The sequence below is a fragment of the Seongchinamella sediminis genome (genome assembly GCF_003457605.1).
Classification (GTDB): Bacteria; Pseudomonadota; Gammaproteobacteria; order Pseudomonadales; family Halieaceae; genus Halioglobus; species Halioglobus sediminis.
Genome location: NZ_QRAN01000034.1, coordinates 1 through 17,200, shown reverse-complemented (window position 1 = coordinate 17,200; position 17,200 = coordinate 1). Strand labels below are relative to the sequence as shown.

The window sequence follows — 17,200 nt, the reverse complement described above, 5'->3', positions numbered from 1 at the left end:
AACGAATTCTGGTAGCATTTTGTCACGGCGGAATTTCTTGTTGGTATGGCTTCGACACCCTTATTTTCAAGATCTTTCCGTCGTTTTACTATCCCCTTCGTGAATTTTTCAGGCTAGCGGCAATAAACCGTTGGAATGAAGTTGTCGACAGGCTGCATTGTCGCAGCTGTGAAGCGCCGCTGAAAATATCGGAACACTCTCCAAACTCAGTAAACAAAATGGCCTACTCGGTGACCTATTGGCACTGTGCCGACACGTCTTGCTCTGAGTACGCTCGCTCGGTCAAGTTAAGCCATTGTCAGGGTTCTAATTGCGACAAGATCATCGACAGTCGTGAAGATAAGCATGCCTGCAACCCTTGGGAAGTACGCTCGTACAAGAAAATGTACTTCTGTAGTAAATGTGGATCTTGCTGCCCATCGCACGCTAATGCTAAAGGCTATTCGACATGCCCGGGTTGTGGGCGGGCAGATGGGTACACATCACCCCCAGATGGGAGTGGCCGCATGACCTGTATTCATTGTGATCATCGGATTGTGGTTCCTTGGGATAGGCGGGAGTCTGTGCGCCAGGGATACGTGGACCAACCTGATTCCAGGGGAGAGTATGATAATGCACCTGGTATATCAACGCAGTTTGTTTTGCCTATTCAGTTTTTGACCCCCGGAACAGGCGGCTGCATGAGGTTGTCTCGCGATACCTCAGGGCCAGTTCTTTACGTTTATGATCTTTTTGCCTGTCTGAAGAATGGTTTTGTGAAGAACCTGGCAGGCTACCAAAAGATCTACGATGTAATGGCCTTGGAGAAACTTCACTATCTCGGGAAGTTTCATCCTCGCTATGGCCACGGTGAATCTGATTCATACGGCTTGCTGAAGCATCTTGCGAATGTCTCAAGTCAGGAGATGCTGGAGGGACTGGATTCAAGGGTATGGAAGTATCTGGCGAATCTGCTCCAGGCGACAGAGGCGAGTGGAGTACTGCGGCACTATGAAAAGCTAGAACTGCCATTTACGTTAGCCCTTTTTTCTCTGGTAGGGGCAGGTATTGATGTCGACCGTGGCTCGCTTCTGGATATGACAAGCAACATTGAGCTGGAGCGTAACAAGCTCGTAGAGCCTTTACGGGAGCAGGGCATTGATACGCCAACGCGTGATAGCCTGCGCGAATGGTTGCCATATAGCGATAGCCCAATCGATTCTTCCTTTGTGATGGATCGAATCGACCATATTGATTTCAAATCTGTACGTCATCTCGATCAAGTGTTTGACGCTTTCTACAGGATAGAAAAGCTCGAGAGAATGGGAGCCTGTATCAAGGGGATTTCCGAATACACTGGAAATTTCGTGCCAGACTATCAAGTGATCGGCACTAACACGCTTCGCTGCACATCAAAGAAGCCCAATTTACTAGGCTTTCCCAAACAGCTACGCCCCATCGTCAGAGCGGCGAATGGTAAGTGCATCGTCGAATGCGACTATGCTCAGATGGAAGTGGGAATTTCTGGCGCCCTTGCCGAAGATGAACTGCTTATCAGTGATTACAACAGCGGAGATGTCTACAGTGCCCTGGGTGCAGAACTGGGTATCGACCGCGATAGTGCCAAGTTAGTCTTTCTCGCCATACTTTATGGTGTTGGAGAGAGGACAGTGCAGGTATGGCTACAAAAGCCCCGAGACAATGTTCGTCAATTTCTGCAGGAATTATTTGCCCGATATTCTCATTTAGAGAGTTATCAAGAGGAATTGGTAAACCAGGGCCGAAGTCTGGGCTATGTTGAGTCGATCAGCGGCGTGCGTCGATCAGTAAGAACGAAAGATCGATCTGGTACCGTGGATCAGGAGTCAACTCGGGCGTGGGAAACGAACTGGTTCAAAAATTATCCAGTTCAGGCAAGTGCGGCAACTGTGTTCAAACAGGCGGTAATTGAAGTTGGCGAGAATGTGGAGCCACGTGAATTTAAACTGATTGCGCCTTTGTACGATGCAATCGTTTTCGAGGTTCCACTTCAGAAGAAGGATTTCTACACCGATTTAGTAGTGTCGGCGATGAAGCGTGCCATGGTTGGGTACTTCCCTGTGCTAAATCCGCAGATTTCTGTAAATGACCATGACGTCAGTTGCTGGAATGGCGGGGAGGGCGTTGCTGGGATAAATGACTTTCTCAGCGAAGGTGTCTTAGTGTAGTGCGCCAGTTTATGGCTCGCCTAGTACTTGAAATCTGCGTTTAAGGCCGGCAACAAGTTTAGTTCAATGGTTCCTCTCGAGAGTGATTGGAGAGGTAAGAAATATTATAAAAGTATAAGATATATTATTCTACGCGTTGACCGAAAAGTAGGAAAAGCTAATAAAAACAGTTAGTTAACAATCTGGCATGCATTCTGCAATACCGATGAAAAGATCATTTGTATTGGAGAAAACACCATGAGCCAACGCATAGTAATCAACCCCAACGATCCCGTTACCTGCCCAGATTGTTCCCATGAATTCCCCCTGGTCCAGGGTATCTCGCATCACCTGATAGAGCGCTACGAAGAGGAGTACGACCAGAAGCTCAGCGAAGAGCGAGCGGCACTGGAAGCCCGTGCTCTGAGAGCAGCCGAGCGCCAGTTGGCCACTCGGTTTGAAGAACAGCTCGGTGAACTCAGCGAGAAGCTCGAGGAAGCGGAGGCTGATCGCGACAAGGTAACAGGGAAGCTGATCAGGGAGAGAGAGAAGGCTGTCCTGGAAGCCAAGCAGGAAGCTCAGGAGGCGCTTGATGAGCTCCAAACCCAGCTTTCCGAAAAGGACGAGAAGCTGGAAAAGTTTCGCAAGGAAGAACTCGCCCTGAGGAAGGCAAAACAAGCGCTCGACGAAGAAAAGCGAAATCTCGAGCTCAATCTGCAACGACAGTTGGAGAAGCAGCAGCAAGCTCTTCGTTCTGAGCTTGGGAATGAATTTCAGCTGCGTGAGGCGGAGCTCCGCAAGAAGATCGACGATGCCCACCAGGCCAATGAAGATCTGAAGCGGAAGCTCGAACAAGGATCACAGCAGCTTCAGGGAGAGGTGCTGGAGCTTGAGCTGGAGGATGTCCTTACCCAATCCTTCCCCATTGACTCTATAGAGTCTGTATCGAAGGGCGTTCGAGGCGCTGACGTAATCCAGACGGTCAATCTAAGGAGCGGTGCGACCGCAGGAAAGATTGTGTGGGAGACCAAGCGCGCCGAGAACTGGTCGAACAAGTGGATTCCCAAGCTGAAGGATGACCAGCAGTCCATTGGCGGCGAGATCGGTGTGCTTGTTAGCACAGCTTACCCGGCAAACGTCGACGAGCCGTTCACGCAGATCGATGGCATCTGGCTCGTTAGGCCGGAGTTTGCGAAACCGCTTGCAGATGCACTTCGGGCCATTCTTATAGAATCGTTTCGTCAGAAGATCGCTTCATCCGGCAAGAACGAAAAAATGGAAGCGCTATACGACTACGTGTGTTCAGCACAGTTTGCTCAGAAAGTGAGGGCCGTGCTGGATGCGTATACCGCCATGCGTGATGACCTGGAGCGGGAGAAGGCTGCTATGCAGAGGCTCTGGAAAAAGCGAGAGGGGCAGTTGGAACGGATTACCGTCAATGTGGTGGGTATATGCGGCGAGCTCCAGGGGCTTTCTACGGCTTCTCTGCCGCATCTGGATGAAATTGCGCCCATCGAGGTCGCATAAATTGGTAGACAGAGCGCAGGGGATATGAACGAAGAGCAGGAAGAGATATGTCGCAAGGTAAGGGCGATGACCAAAGCGCTTTTGAAGAGGGGTGCTGAGCCTAGTGATGTCTCTTTCGCCCTGAGCTTGGTCGCAACAGAGCTGGGCTTGAAGGTGACCGAGGGAAGCATCTCCGTTTTCCCTGTGGTAATGACCGGAATCACCTATGCGGTAGCGAACGCAATGGAGGATACAGCGGATAGCTGCGAGGCCGAAGATGCCGAGGTTCCCGTCGGCGCTACCGTGCATTGAAGCTGCCCCGGCGTATCTATACAAAGGTTGAGATTACTAAGGAGAGTGAAATGACTAACGGACCAGTACTTTCAAAAAGCCGATTCATGGCGGGGCACCAGTGCCCGCTTCAGCTTTGGCTGAAAGTGAATGAGAAGAATGCGCCTGAGCTTGAGGTTGATGAAGTTGCACGGGCACGCATGGATAGCGGCACCCGGGTGGGTAATGTCGCCAGAGATTACTATCCAGGCGGCCTGCTCATCGAAGGCGAGCGATATGAGTACGAAAAGAAGTGTGCGTTGACTAGAGAGGCGATAGCCGCAGGCGCCAGCGTGATTTACGAGGCTGCCTTCGAGCATGAAAACACCTTTGTTGCTATCGACATACTTTCGCTTGAGGCAGATGGATGGGTGATTCGGGAAGTGAAGTCCTCCACGAGTGTCAAAGACGAGCATATCCCTGACATTGCTGTTCAGCTGATGACCGCCAGAGCAGCAGGGCTGCAGGTTGCACGCGCAGAGGTGGTATACCTGAACAGGGACTGCAGATATCCCGACCTGTCCAACTTGTTTGCCTCGGAAGATGTGACGTCCAGGGCGGAGACCTTGCTGGCTGATTTGGCAGAGCTGGAGCAGAGACTTCAATTGGTCATGATTCAAGAGAAGCCGGAAATCGAGCCTGGTCAACATTGTGATTCTCCACGAGACTGCCCTTTCAAAGGACGTTGCCTCCCGGAACTGCCCGAACATCACGTCAGTACCCTGTACAGACTGGGCAAGGACAAGGCGCGTAGCCTGGTAGCCGAAGGAGTTCACACGGTTGATCAGATCGGGACTGATGTGAAACTCAGCGCCACGGCGGCGAGACAGGTCGATTCAGTCCGTGCTGATCAGGTAATCATAGAGCCGGGCCTGACGGATGGATTGAACACTCTGTCCTTCCCGGCTGCGTTCCTGGATTTCGAGACCGTGTCCATGGCAATACCTGCTTGGGATGGGTGTAGCCCGTACACCCAGGTTCCCGTTCAGTTCAGCTGCCATGTGATGGCCGCTGATGGGGCTATAGAACACTATGAATGGCTGGCTGTGCCTGGAGGCGACCCGCGGCAAGACCTTGCCAAAGCGCTGGTGAGAGCCTGTGACGGCGCGGCCTCAGTGGTTGCCTACAACGCGGGATTTGAAAGGTCTTGCATTAAGGGGCTGGTTAATATTTGCCCAGAGCTTGAGGGCGAGCTAGTCACTATTGCAGACAAGCTGGTAGATCTTCTCCCAATCGTGAGAAACAACGTCTACCACCCCAAATTTCATGGCAGCTTCAGCATTAAATCGGTCCTGCCGGCGTTGGTGCCTGGTGCCGGGTACGCAGATTTGGAAGTTGCCTCAGGGGACGTCGCTGCGCTCAAGTTGGAGCAAATGATGCGGGGAGAGTTCGAGGGCAGTACTGGCGAACTCAGGGAGGCACTCTTGAAGTACTGTGAGACGGATACATACGCCATGGTAGAACTCTACCGGAAGCTTCTAGAGATTGCTGATCAGGCCGCGGCCTGATCAGAAAAAGAATTACCCCAGCGTAGGTGGGGCCAATAACCTGCGCTGCCGTGCCACGCCCTTGGTTGGCCCTGCTTAGGGTGTTGATTGGCGATAGCATCGTGATGATGCTTATGATGAAGGTGGTGAAGTGTGCTGTGATTATGGCTGGTAGGTTCCAGTCAGAAAGCTAATCGGCGTGCTGCGCTATAAGCCACCGTGATTCATGGTGAGCGGTTGACGGCTGGGAAAGACCGGCAAATTGCCCAACTGACGACCTTCACGTGCGAGCGGCAGTTACAGTGATGTATTACTCTTATTCGATGGAAATGGCGATCGAAAACAATTACTTAGATCGGAGTAGGGCGCATCCTGAGCAAGCTGGCGTGATCCATCTTCGAATTGACACTTTTGGCAATTTATACGCCGAGGGTGGTTGCTAGTATGATTAAGCAACATCTTTTCTGTAAATTCGGTTATCCCTCGACCGCTTCTTAGTCGCTGAAGGTGACGTACCGCTTGTCTGCGGTCTGCCAGTCCTCAGCAATTTCCATCAGTACCGCCGACACCAGTCGCAGGCACGATGCCTCGTTGGGGAACAGCCGGGCCACGCGAGTGCGCCGGCGGATCTCCTCGTTCAATCTCTCTACCAGGTTCGTGGTCCGCAGCCGGCGACGATGGGCTGGTGGCAGGCTGAACACGGTGAAGCCTTGCGGCAGGGCTTCCTCGGCCCAGGCCGCGAGCTTCGGCGCCGTCTTCTGGTAGCGCTCTACAAACATGTCCAGCAAGCGCTCGGCCTCATGCTGGTCGGGCGCGTTAAAGATCGCCCGGATGTCCGCCGCGACCGGTGAGCGCATTGCAACCGACGGCACGTACTGCCCGGCGTTCTGTTGCAGATGGAACTGGCACCGTTGCCACGGCACGCTGGGAAACACCGCCCTGCGGGCCGCCTGAAGCCCTTCATGAGCGTCGCTGGCGATCAGTTCGATGCCGTACAGCCCCCGGTCCTTGAGTGAAGTCAGAAACGCACGCCAGTGGACCTCTGCCTCGGACAGGGATACCGAGCAGCCCAGGATATCGCGCCGGCCATCGGCGTCCACCCCACAGGCGATCAACACGGCGGCATCGATCACCTGACCACCCTGACGCACCTTCTCGTACTGGGCGTCCAGCACCACATAGCGATAGCGACCCAGATCGCGCTCACGCCAGGCAGTCAGTAGCTCGTCCAACTCAGCGGCGGCCCGGGAGACCTGGGTGGAGCTCACATCCATGCCGCACAGTTCCTCCACGATCCGCTTCACCCGGCGCGTGGAAACACCCTGGACGTACATTTCTGCAATCGACAGCAGCAGCGCACGCTCTGAGCGCAGGCCTTTCTCCAGGCTTTGGGGGTAGAACTCGCAGTCGCGGGTCTGCGGCACCTTCAGCGGCAACTCCCCGAGCCGGGTTTTTACCCTCTTGCCTTTGAAGCCATTGGCGTAGCCACGGCGGTCCTCTGAGCGCTCGTAGGGCCTGACACCAAGGTACTCGCTGCGCTCTGCCACCATCGCGGCATTCATCAGCACGGTGACCGCCTCTGCGACGCCGTCAAATCCATTTTCTTTGAGCAGTTCCACTGCATCGTAAATCGCACTATCCTGTGATTGCTGAGCCATTCGTCTTTTCCTCTAGTTTGTAAATCGCCAAATTCACAATCGAAAGGATAACCGGGTGGCTCAGCTCTTCAACGCCACCTGAAAATTACAGAAAGAATGGTGCACTACCGCTAGTATTGTAAACAGGGGTTTTCTAATTGACCGCGGAGTATGAAATGCAGGCAAAGATGGCTGATATTCAGCTTGATGTGACCAAGGTTATTCTGGTGTTCCTGGAGTACTGGCTACCTCGTGTGGCCGGTGAGGCGTGGTGGAAGGAATGTGTGCTCTACAAAGTCAGCGATTCGCAGAGACGGCACATTGAATCCCTCAAGATAGATTCTCTATCAGGCTTGGATCTTGCCGCCCTGGGGAGAATTTTGGATCGAAACTGGCATGACATAGGATACAAGGCTGGTCTGAGCCACGATGCGCGCCATTATCTGAAAGAAGTCCTTATGATTCGCAATAGGTGGGCTCATGCAGGGGTAGATGCCTATCCAGGCGAAGATATTTATCGCGACCTCGATACTCTGGTTAGATTTCTCATTGCGTTTGATGCGGACGATGATCTGGTGGAGAGGGCCCGATCTGAGCGTGATGCGATTCTCGGCAAAGACAATTCAACTGCGCCGGATCTCCCCGAAGCTCCGATACCCTCCCCAGCCCCTGATGGCGATGACGCTACGAGCTTCAAGATTGGGGATATGGTTTGCACGTCCGCCGATCATGAAAAGTACGGTCCAGTAATAGAAGTGCAAGCAGGTAGCGAGCAGCATCGTTACAAGGTTTTCGTAGATAAAAGTCCATCTTGGTATTACGAATCGCAACTGGAACTCATGGAGGAAGATTCGAACGAACTTACACAAGTAAACCTTGATACCTTCAACGCGCTTCTATCCGCTCGTCAAATACAGCACCCGGGTCTATCCACTCTATATTCACTAAATGCGGCTCGAATAGACTTCATTCCCTATCAATTCCGTCCAGTTATGAAGTTTATTCGGGCTGACCGTCCCCGTCTTTTAATTGCCGATGGTGTGGGTGTCGGTAAGACAATTGAAGCAGGTTTGGTTTTGAGAGAGTTACAAGCACGGATTGACGTTAAGTCTGTGCTAATTATATGTCCAAAACCGCTTGTGACAGAAAATAAGTGGGTCAACGAAATGCGACGGTTTGATGAACGTTTTACTCAGCTTGACGGCGCGGCTCTTAGATACTGTATCTCTGAGTGTGATATGGAAGGAGAGTGGCCCGACCAGCATGCCAAGACGGTTCTTCCGTACTCACTTTTTGATGACGTGTTGATTCATGGTACAGATTCAAATGGCTCGACAAGGCGCAAGAAATCACAGAAGGGTTTGCTAGATCTTGATCCTCCGCCGAAATTCGATCTTGTGATAGTAGATGAAGCTCATCACGCCCGCAATCCATCTACGCTGAACTACGAAGCGGTGAGATTTTTCTGTGACAATGCAGAGGCCGTTGTTTTCCTGACTGCGACTCCTGTACAGCTTGGCAGCGATGACCTCTATATTCTTCTGAACATGTTGCGCCCAGACTTGGTAATAGATAAGAAAAGCTTTGAACATATGGCGGAACCCAACCCATATATCAATCAAGCTATAGATTTTGTTAGAGGAGGACAATCGGGCTGGGATGTAAAAGCAGTTGAAGCTTTGGAGAGGGCTGGAAACACGCCTTGGGGGGAAAGGATACTCAAGAGAAACCCGGATTTTCAGGAGACTGTTACAAAGTTCAAAAGATCTGGTTTAAGCGATGTTGATAGGGTGAAAGCCATTCCGGTTCTCGAAGACCTCCATACATTCTCTAATATTATTAATCGAACTCGTAGAAGGGATATCGGTGAATTTACCGTTCGTGAACCTAAAACCATTGAGGTCGAGTTTACGGAAGAGCAGAAAGTACTTCACGATGCATTGCTGGAGGTGCAGGAAGAGATCTACTCGAAAATACATGCCGGCAAAAGCATCAACTTTATGATGACGACCATACGCCGGCAAGCTGCGAGTTGTTTGTTCGGGTTAAAGCCCCTGATATCGGACATACTAAATAGACGAACTGAAGATTTGTATGAGCAGGAAGGGTCTGACGGTTATGCGCCATACGCGGCCGAAGTAATCCAGGTCCTGGAAGAAAAAATATCAGGTGTAGTAGAGCTGGCCTCTCGCTTGGGAGACGAGGATCCGAAGCTTCGAGCTCTTCAGGTTGTAATTCGGCAGAAACAAGCCCTCGAAAACAATAAGCTGATGGTGTTCAGCAGCTTTCGACACACATTGTCCTACCTTTACGAAAATTTAGTCAGAGAAGGCATGCGTGTAGGCTTAGTTCATGGTGGGGTGCCAGATGCCGACCGCGTCAATCTTAGGCGAAGATTCCAGATGGGCCCGGAAGATTCGGAAGCCCTCGATGTTTTATTATTTTCTGAGGTAGGTTGTGAAGGCCTCGATTACCAGTTCTGTGACTGTATGGTTAATTACGATTTGCCTTGGAACCCAATGAAGATTGAGCAGCGAATAGGTCGAATAGATAGAAATGGGCAGAGAAGCGAAAAAGTAATCATCTATAACTTTATTACACCAGGAACTGTTGATGCCGATATATATAGTCGTTGCTTAATGCGTATTGGAATTTTTGAGCGCTCTATAGGCGCTGGTGAGGAAATACTCGGTAGTATCGCCAAGCAAATAAAAGACGTAGCTGAAGACTTAAAGCTTACTGCAGAAGAAAGGCAGGAGAAACTGCAGCAACTAGCGGATAACGAAATCCGTCACGTTCAGGAGCAGCAGAACCTGGAAGACAAACAGGCTGAACTGTTCGGAATTCGCCTTCCGGCTGACCAGTTACAGCAGGAGATTGATAACGCCTCAAGCTATTGGCTTTCTGTATCCTCGCTTGAAAATTTGGTTAGAAACTATTTCAGGCAGACTTTCAAGGATGACAACGAGTACCTTCTGGGAGAGAAGCCAATCAAGAGCCTGCGTTTATCGCAAGAGCGTAGGGAGCTTCTTCTCTCTGATTATCGATCCCTACCACGAATCGCATCGACAGCAAATAAACAGTGGGAAGACTGGTTAAAGGGTAGGGATCAACACCTACAGCTAACGTTTGACGGGGCTACTGCTGCAGAAGACGCTTCAGTGGCATTTATTAACCCACTACATCCCCTTGTGAAACAGGCCGCCAAATTCGTCGGGAATATGGGAGCTAAGCCGATTGTGACACTTAGCGTGGTGGATGATACCTGTGAGCCTGGAGACTATCCCTTTGCGATTTATGAGTGGTCATATAGCGGAGTTTCAAATGATCTCACGCTACAGCCTATTGCTGATGATCCAGTACTCGCAGAACGGCTACCCCTTCTCCTAGAGTACGCCCGTGGACTTGAGATCAATGAGGATGACCTACCAACGGATAACGTCTTCAACGACCTCGATGGAATGCATTTCGAGCTTTGGAACAATGCAAAGAATCGTCACGTTGATCATACTGAACGACTCGTGAGTCATCGGCGTGAGAGCCTCGATACTAGCCACGGAGCTAGGGTTGCTTTGTTGGAGGAAAAGATTTCGAACGCTACAAACGACAAAATTATAAGGATGCGTCAAGCCCAAAAGAACAATGCAGACATGGACTACAAGCGACATTTATCCGAATTGAAGGAGGCAGCAAGCAAAGCCGATATTACCTCACAACCGGTCGCTTTCGGATTAATCCGGATAATAGAGGGATCTAAGAATGACTAGAACGCCTCGAGAAGTAATTTCACAGATCGGGGAGATGCGATCTGAATGGCTTGAATTAACGAGGAAAAACAACTTTGAAGCCGGCTTAAGAGGCCTTCTATCGGAGCTGTATCCTGATGAAGCACATTTCGTCTACGAGCTTTTGCAGAATGCAGAGGATGCGGAAGCAACACAGGTAAGTTTTGAACTATCCAAGACGGAATTACGTTTTTCTCACAACGGGAGGCGGATGTTCACAGAAAGAGATGTTGAATCGATAACAGGCATCGGTGAAAGCACCAAGAAAGATGATGTCAACAAGGTCGGAAAGTTCGGCATTGGCTTTAAGGCAGTTTTCGCGTATAGCGATACACCTCAGATATATTCTGGAGACTACGAGTTCCAGATTGAGCACCTCTTTTGCCCCAGCTCTGTACCATCGGTCAAGAAGGAGGATGAAACAACACTCTTCATTTTTCCATTTAATAATAGCTCGAAGCCAGCAGCGCAATGCTACCAAGAGGTTATGAGCGTTTTTGAGCGAATGGACCATACCGCTATTTTATTCCTCAATAACATAAAGAGTATTGAGTGGAAAATACAGGGCCAGGCGCCGGGCTTAGTAATGAGAGATGATATGTCGGCGCTAGACGGCTCGTTGTGCCAAATATCTATAGTACATCCTAGCTCTGCCCAACTTGAAGAAGATGTATGGTTCCTGAAGTACCAGGCCCCTCTTGAAGGGCATGGTAATCTGATGTGCGGTATAGCGCTTCAGCTCGGCTTTAAAAAGAATGATCAACGGGAACTAAAGAAAGGCACACCCATTGATGAGCAAATGAAGGTTGTGGAAGCTGATGGGAGGTTGTGCATATTCTTCCCTGCTGACAAGGAAAGTACTGGGCTAAAATTTTACATCAACGGTCCGTTCGCCTCTGCAATAGATCGCGCTAGTGTCAAGCACGACCACGAGGATAATCGGAAGATTATGAGAACCTTGTCTGAGTTGGTGGTATCTGGGCTGTTTGAACTGAAAAAACACAAGCTTTTGAATTCGGATCTCCTGGCTGTTCTTCCAATCAACGAGGATACTCTTCCTAAGTTTTATGAGCCAATTCGAGCCAGAGTGCATGAGGCGCTTAGTAAAGAAGCACTGATATTGACCCGTTCAAACAGCTATTCGCCTGCTGTGGAGTTAGTCAAGGGGCCAAAGGCTCTATCAGACGTATTCTCAGACGATGATGTCAGTTTTCTGTCATCCAAGATATCGAAGAAATGGGCGGTGGGAGTCTTGCAGAATTCCCGGGCGGACAAATTGCTATCTGACCTAAAAGTGTCTACCTGGGGGTATTCGGAGGTGCTTGATGATATCCATTCCAAATATTGGTTCTTCAACGCAAAGAAAGTAGATACAGATTGGCTTGCAGCCAAATCTTTACCTTGGCTGAGGAAGTTTTATTTGACACTGTACTCCGCTGCAAAGCGAACAGACTCAGAATCTAAACTTTCAAGCCACTTGACCATATGTTATACGAACGAGAGAACTGTAACTCGGTTTGACGGCGTGTATTTCCCAGCTAGCGGTAAGAACAAGGCTTACGGATATACCACGCTTCATCACGACTTATTCCGAGAGTTGACAAAGGATGAACGTACTCGAATGAGATCCTTATTCGAAAAGCTCGGGGTCTCACTATTTGGCGAGAGAGAGGAGATACAAAATATTCTCGATTCTTACTATTCAGAGGAGGTTGACGAGGATATAACAAGAAAACAACACAGCGAGCATATGAGTCGATTCATTGATTACTCTGAAAAGACGAAGAATTATTCTATTTATAAAGACTATTCGATATTCCTCTCTGGAGATGCAGAGTCTTACTTGGAAGCTCAGCACGGCTTCTTAGACAAGCCAATCAAAAACACCGGCATCAGCTGCATATATGATAATGCTATCCCTTCAAATGCAAGGTATCCACTCTGGTCGGGGTATGCAAAAGTTGCTGGATTTAATAACTTCGCCATCGCGGTCGGTGTTGCCAGCTCTCTAGAAATCGTCAAGTCCAGTGTCTGGAGAAACCCCAAAAGATCTACGCTATTTGAAGGTATGTCTGGCTCGCGTGAAACACATACACGAACCAACGAAGATTACACCATCACTGATTTAGAAAGCTTGTTGGATAAACGGGATCCCAAGATTGCTAAACTGATTTGGGATACAGTAAGGCAGGCTGATCCCAGAGTTCTCAAGGCGCGCTACAGGCCAAATCAGCAATATACTATGAGAACTGTTAGCTCTACGCTAATTCAAATGCTCACGACCGCCGCGTGGATTCCCGACAAGTCAAATAACTTCAAGAAAGCACAAGATATTCGGAAGAGCGATCTAACGTCAGATTTAGAGTATGACGATAGAAACGGCTGGCTTACAGCGATTGGCTTTGCTGAGAAGGAAAAGAAGGCAACCGCTGATTACCAGCTGAAAAAGGATACTGCCGAGAAAGTATTTGGCCTGTCACTCAGTGACATTGAGCTTTTGAAAGAGCTGAAAAATTCCCCTGATGAATACAACAAAGTGAAGCGCAAAGTTCAAGAGCTCTCGAACCCCGTGGAGTTCCCAGAAAGATTAGTTAAGAATCCGGAAAGGAGAAGAACGAAAGTCACTAGCTCGGTCAAGGACTCCAAGGGTGTCAAGTACGCGACGAAGGATAGATCAGTCAGGGAATCTCAAACTAGCATTGAACCCGATGCATGGCTTAGAGAAACGTACAGAAACAGCAAAAATCAGCTGATATGTCAGCTTTGTCATGATGTTATGCCCTTCAAGAAACGCGACGGCGAGTACTACATGGAGGCCGTCGAAATAGCTTCCGGATTCAAGCTGGAGCGTGAGGAGCAGCATCTTGCTTTATGCCCTGTATGTGCCGCCAAGTATAAAGAGTACATAAAGCGTGATAGCGACGCTTGCCGGGCCTTTTTGGAATCGATCTATTCAACTGAGGGATCGGAAATCGGTCTAAATTTCGGAAGGGAGAAGGCCAGTATGAAATTTGTCGAATCCCATATCCACGATCTAAGAGTGCTTCTAGACGAGACTGGTTTGCCCGATGGATAGTTTCGGAGGGTTACCTGGTTGAACTCCTGCGGCACGGCCTTGTGGAAAAGCATCGCAGATGCCATTGGTCTACGGCGATTTCACCTTGGCTTTGGTGTGCTCTATCTCATTGACCGCCAGGTATAGCTGGTAATCGTGCCGTTCCAGATTGTCACAGTACTCGGTTCCACGATCTGTTTGTCAGGATGCGGAGTACAGGCAATGAATGCTGCTCGTAGAACGGGTGCCTTTTGATCGCAGGTTTCTGGATCGCCAAACAGTTATCATGAGAATACTGCCAGAATCGACTGCTCCTTTTTAGCCGGGCAGAGGTGCGCATAGACCTGGGTGGTCTTCACGTCCGTGTGCCCCATCAGGTCCCGGATTTGCAGGATGCTCACGCCGTCGATGGCGAGCCAACTGCCGAAGGTATGGCGAAGATCCTTGAATCTAAAATCATTCAGCTCAGCCTTTTTCAAGATGGATCGCCAGGCTTTGGAGATATTGTCCAGTCTTCCCCCAGTTTTGGGGCTCTTGAAGACTCGCCCGGACGTACCATGCTGGCGGCCCCATTGTTCAAGAATGTTCTTCACGCCGGGTGACATCGGCACGACGACTGGCTGAGGATTCTCAGCCTGGTGGCTGGTCTTGTTGCGAACTTTACGTATCTGGTTGTTGGCAAAGTCAACGTGCTCCCAATGGAGGTCGAAAATATCCCCCATATCAAACCCGGTGTGGTAGGCGAGCACAACGATCGGGGTCACATGGTCCGGGTAATCCTGATCAGAGTAGGGCTCCAGCCGTTTCTTCTTGTGGTTGCGGCTGGATTGCCACTCCACATAGCGAGCTCTCTTTTCCTTCAGTTCCTTATCACGCTCCTCAAGCGCGGACAGTAGTCGTATTTCTTCCTCTCGGGTGAGATATCGGACCTTGGGCGGGTTCACCTTTTCAGTGATTTTTCGCTTGAGCGAATAATTCTGCAGCTCGAATCGATCGATCAGCTTGTAGTGCTTCACGGCCGTATTGATACACGCCTTCAGGTAGGTGTAAATCCGTTTGATCCGGGCAAAGGTGACGTTTCGACCGCGAGAGCTGCGCCACTGTTCGATGTCACGGCTGTCGATTTGATCGATGGGTTTGTCCTTTAGGAATTCGAACTCCCGCTTCAGGGTTTTTACCATCTCAGCCCCGGTGACGCTGTGTTCCAGCGCATAAGGCGAGTAGTAATTGTCGATGTAATTGAATAGATGAAGGTGAGCGTTGTTTGCCTCTCCGGCGTCTAGAGCTTCCTGTTCCCGTACCGCTCGCCTGGCGGCCCTTAGATCAATGCCTTTTGCCACCTCGCCAGCCTTGATTGCTACGGCATCCCGGGCGTCCGCCAGCGATAAAATCGACGCGTTCCCAATGGGCTCCTCGAGGACACGGCTGCTACCTGAAGGACGGTACCGGTAATAGAAATATTTGCCGCCATTGGGACTGACTTTCAGTACCAGTCCTGGGGTTTGGCTGTCTGTCACCAAGTAGCGCTTTGCCTTGGGCTTCAGGTTTTTGATGACTGTGGCGTTGAGTTTTTGGGACATGTAGATGAGCCTCTGAATCGCAATTATAGGCCTAATAGAAAGGCTGTCACAAGTTCTGAGTTTTGCTCGGTGACACAATAGCCACACAAATTTGGCGCATTTTGACAGGCTCTCCGGAACAGAAAAGTACAGGGCCGGACAAGAAGGAACATCATAAGATACTGAAATATATAATATAAATAGAGTATTTTAATTTTTTAGACAGAAATCAAAAACAAGGGAAAGGTGACATTTTTGGCCTGTCACGCCGGAGGTCGCGGGTTCGAGTCCCGTCCGGTCCGCCATTTTAGAAGCCCGTATGTTTTTGAGACTACGGGCTTTTTTGGTTTTTGGGCATGCGCTCGCACTGCCCAAAACCTGATTTCTGTAAGCGCCAAACTAACCACGCCCTTCTCCTGAACTGAGCTGGCCTGCACCCTGTCAGCCCACACCGACAGGAGTAGCCCCCAGATCGGTAGGCAGGGGCCAACTGAGCCCGGCCTCCTCGGCCCGGCGCAGGTACTCGCTGACGGTGGGGCGGCCAATGCCGCACCTGGTGGCAATCTTGCGATTGCTCATGCCCCTGGCCCATTTGAGGCGCAGGACTTCTTTGATTTTACGCATGGATAACCTCTTTGCTGGCATCTGGTCCCCTCCGTTTGAAAGGGGCCAGAATACCGGTTAGTTATCCCGCGTCGGGGTGCTCCGCTGGTGGTTCTCGGACAGGCTGCCGGGGTGGCAGCTTTGCCGTGGAATCAGTGGCAGCTTTCGCGTGGAATGGGTGGCAGGCTTCGTCTGGAATCAGTGGCAGGCTTGGTCTGGAATACGCACGGTAGCCTACCGTCTGAACTCCTCATAACCCCCAATGAGTGCTGCCCCGGCACGTTGATAAACAATGGGGCTTGGGGGAGCTATGCCTGAAAAACACGAAATTGGATCAAATCAGCCGATCAACTGGCCAATCCCCGCGTTCTGAAAAAATCTCCGCGGGAACGCGGCCAAATCTGATCGCTCATGAAATATCCGGTCTAGTGCGTTATTTCATCAGCCGGTTCGGGCACGAGGTTCAATCCTTTCGCGTTTCCGCGGAAATTTTCTGTCCCAGCAAGTTGGGCACACATTAACAAAGAAGGGTCTTCACCAAATCGAGTGGGTAGATTAGCCTTGTCCTCATGAAAGATACACAGCTTTACAGTCAGATTCTCGGTATCCAGAAGCCCTGGAAGGTCACTTCGGTAAATGTGTCGCTTGCGGACGACGAGGTGGAGGTACATGTACAGCATGGTAGCGGCAAGCTGAAGTGCCCGAAGTGCGGGCAAGTCTGCCCGGGCTACGACAAACGGCCTCGGCGCTGGCGTCACCTGGATACCTGCCAGCTGAAGACCGTCCTGGTGGCAGACGTGCCGCGAGTGGAATGCAATGAACACGGTGTCGTCACCGTTGACGTCCCCTGGGCGGAGCCTGGCAGTGGCTTTACTGCCCTGTTTGAGGCGCTGGTGATTGACTGGCTCAAGACCGCGGCGGTCAGTGCGGTGGCGGAGCGCCTGCGGCTGAACTGGAATGCGGTGGACGGCATCATGCAACGGGCCGTTCGGCGAGGTCTGTCTCGCCGGGAGGCGCTGGCCCCGAAGCGACTGAGCGTTGACGAGACCGCCTATCGCAAAGGGCATGATTAC

At 50.6% G+C, this 17,200-nt stretch carries 9 protein-coding genes, 1 tRNA gene and 2 pseudogenes; 8 read left to right on the top strand and 4 right to left on the bottom strand.

Translation table 11 applies throughout. From position 1 onward, the window contains the following. The 4 genes from DWB85_RS18495 to DWB85_RS18480 all read left to right on the top strand — a co-directional run. The coding region (locus DWB85_RS18495; RefSeq protein WP_133300679.1) for a DNA polymerase at positions 1–2,186 on the top strand (2,186 nt) is incomplete at its 5' end. A 237-nt stretch (positions 2,187–2,423) separates the two neighbouring features. Next, complete coding sequence (locus tag DWB85_RS18490; RefSeq protein WP_117957477.1) at positions 2,424–3,692, top strand: DUF2130 domain-containing protein; 1,269 nt, start codon at positions 2,424–2,426, stop codon at positions 3,690–3,692. 24 nt (positions 3,693–3,716) lie between these two features. Next, positions 3,717–3,983: a hypothetical protein gene (locus DWB85_RS18485; RefSeq protein WP_117957475.1), complete on the top strand. Its 267-nt coding sequence runs from the start codon at positions 3,717–3,719 to the stop codon at positions 3,981–3,983. A 50-nt stretch (positions 3,984–4,033) separates the two neighbouring features. Then, positions 4,034–5,509, top strand: coding sequence for a DUF2779 domain-containing protein (locus tag DWB85_RS18480; RefSeq protein WP_117957473.1), 1,476 nt, complete (start codon positions 4,034–4,036; stop codon positions 5,507–5,509). A 473-nt stretch (positions 5,510–5,982) separates the two neighbouring features. Here DWB85_RS18480 and DWB85_RS18475 read toward each other — a convergent pair whose 3' ends face one another. Continuing rightward, a complete protein-coding gene (locus tag DWB85_RS18475; protein WP_117957471.1) occupies positions 5,983–7,146 on the bottom strand; it encodes an IS256 family transposase in 1,164 nt (387 codons plus the stop codon). A 155-nt stretch (positions 7,147–7,301) separates the two neighbouring features. Between DWB85_RS18475 and DWB85_RS18470 the strand changes: the two genes are divergently transcribed. After that, positions 7,302–10,892 carry a helicase-related protein gene (locus DWB85_RS18470; RefSeq protein WP_239017389.1) on the top strand — a complete coding sequence of 1,197 codons (3,591 nt, stop codon included), beginning with the start codon at positions 7,302–7,304 and terminating at the stop codon, positions 10,890–10,892. After that, complete coding sequence (locus DWB85_RS18465; RefSeq protein WP_117957469.1) at positions 10,885–13,986, top strand: sacsin N-terminal ATP-binding-like domain-containing protein; 3,102 nt, start codon at positions 10,885–10,887, stop codon at positions 13,984–13,986. Before DWB85_RS18470 ends, DWB85_RS18465 begins: the two co-directional genes overlap by 8 nt. Positions 13,987–13,988: 2 nt before the next feature. On the opposite strand, the pseudogene DWB85_RS19820 reads toward DWB85_RS18465, so the two are convergent. Next, positions 13,989–14,209, bottom strand: a pseudogene (locus tag DWB85_RS19820) (IS481 family transposase); the annotation flags it as partial. A 40-nt stretch (positions 14,210–14,249) separates the two neighbouring features. After that, positions 14,250–15,545: an integrase gene (locus DWB85_RS18455; RefSeq protein WP_117957467.1), complete on the bottom strand. Its 1,296-nt coding sequence runs from the start codon at positions 15,543–15,545 to the stop codon at positions 14,250–14,252. A gap of 219 nt (positions 15,546–15,764) precedes the next feature. Here DWB85_RS18455 and DWB85_RS19590 point away from each other — a divergent pair. Continuing rightward, a tRNA-Ser gene (locus DWB85_RS19590) sits at positions 15,765–15,829 on the top strand. Positions 15,830–15,992: 163 nt separating this feature from the next. Here the strand turns inward: DWB85_RS19590 and DWB85_RS18450 are convergent. Further along, positions 15,993–16,169: pseudogene (locus tag DWB85_RS18450) on the bottom strand (helix-turn-helix domain-containing protein); the annotation flags it as partial. 527 nt (positions 16,170–16,696) lie between these two features. Between DWB85_RS18450 and DWB85_RS18440 the strand changes: the two are divergent. Further along, positions 16,697–17,200: helix-turn-helix domain-containing protein (locus DWB85_RS18440; protein ID WP_133300678.1), on the top strand; the 504-nt coding region annotated here is incomplete at its 3' end.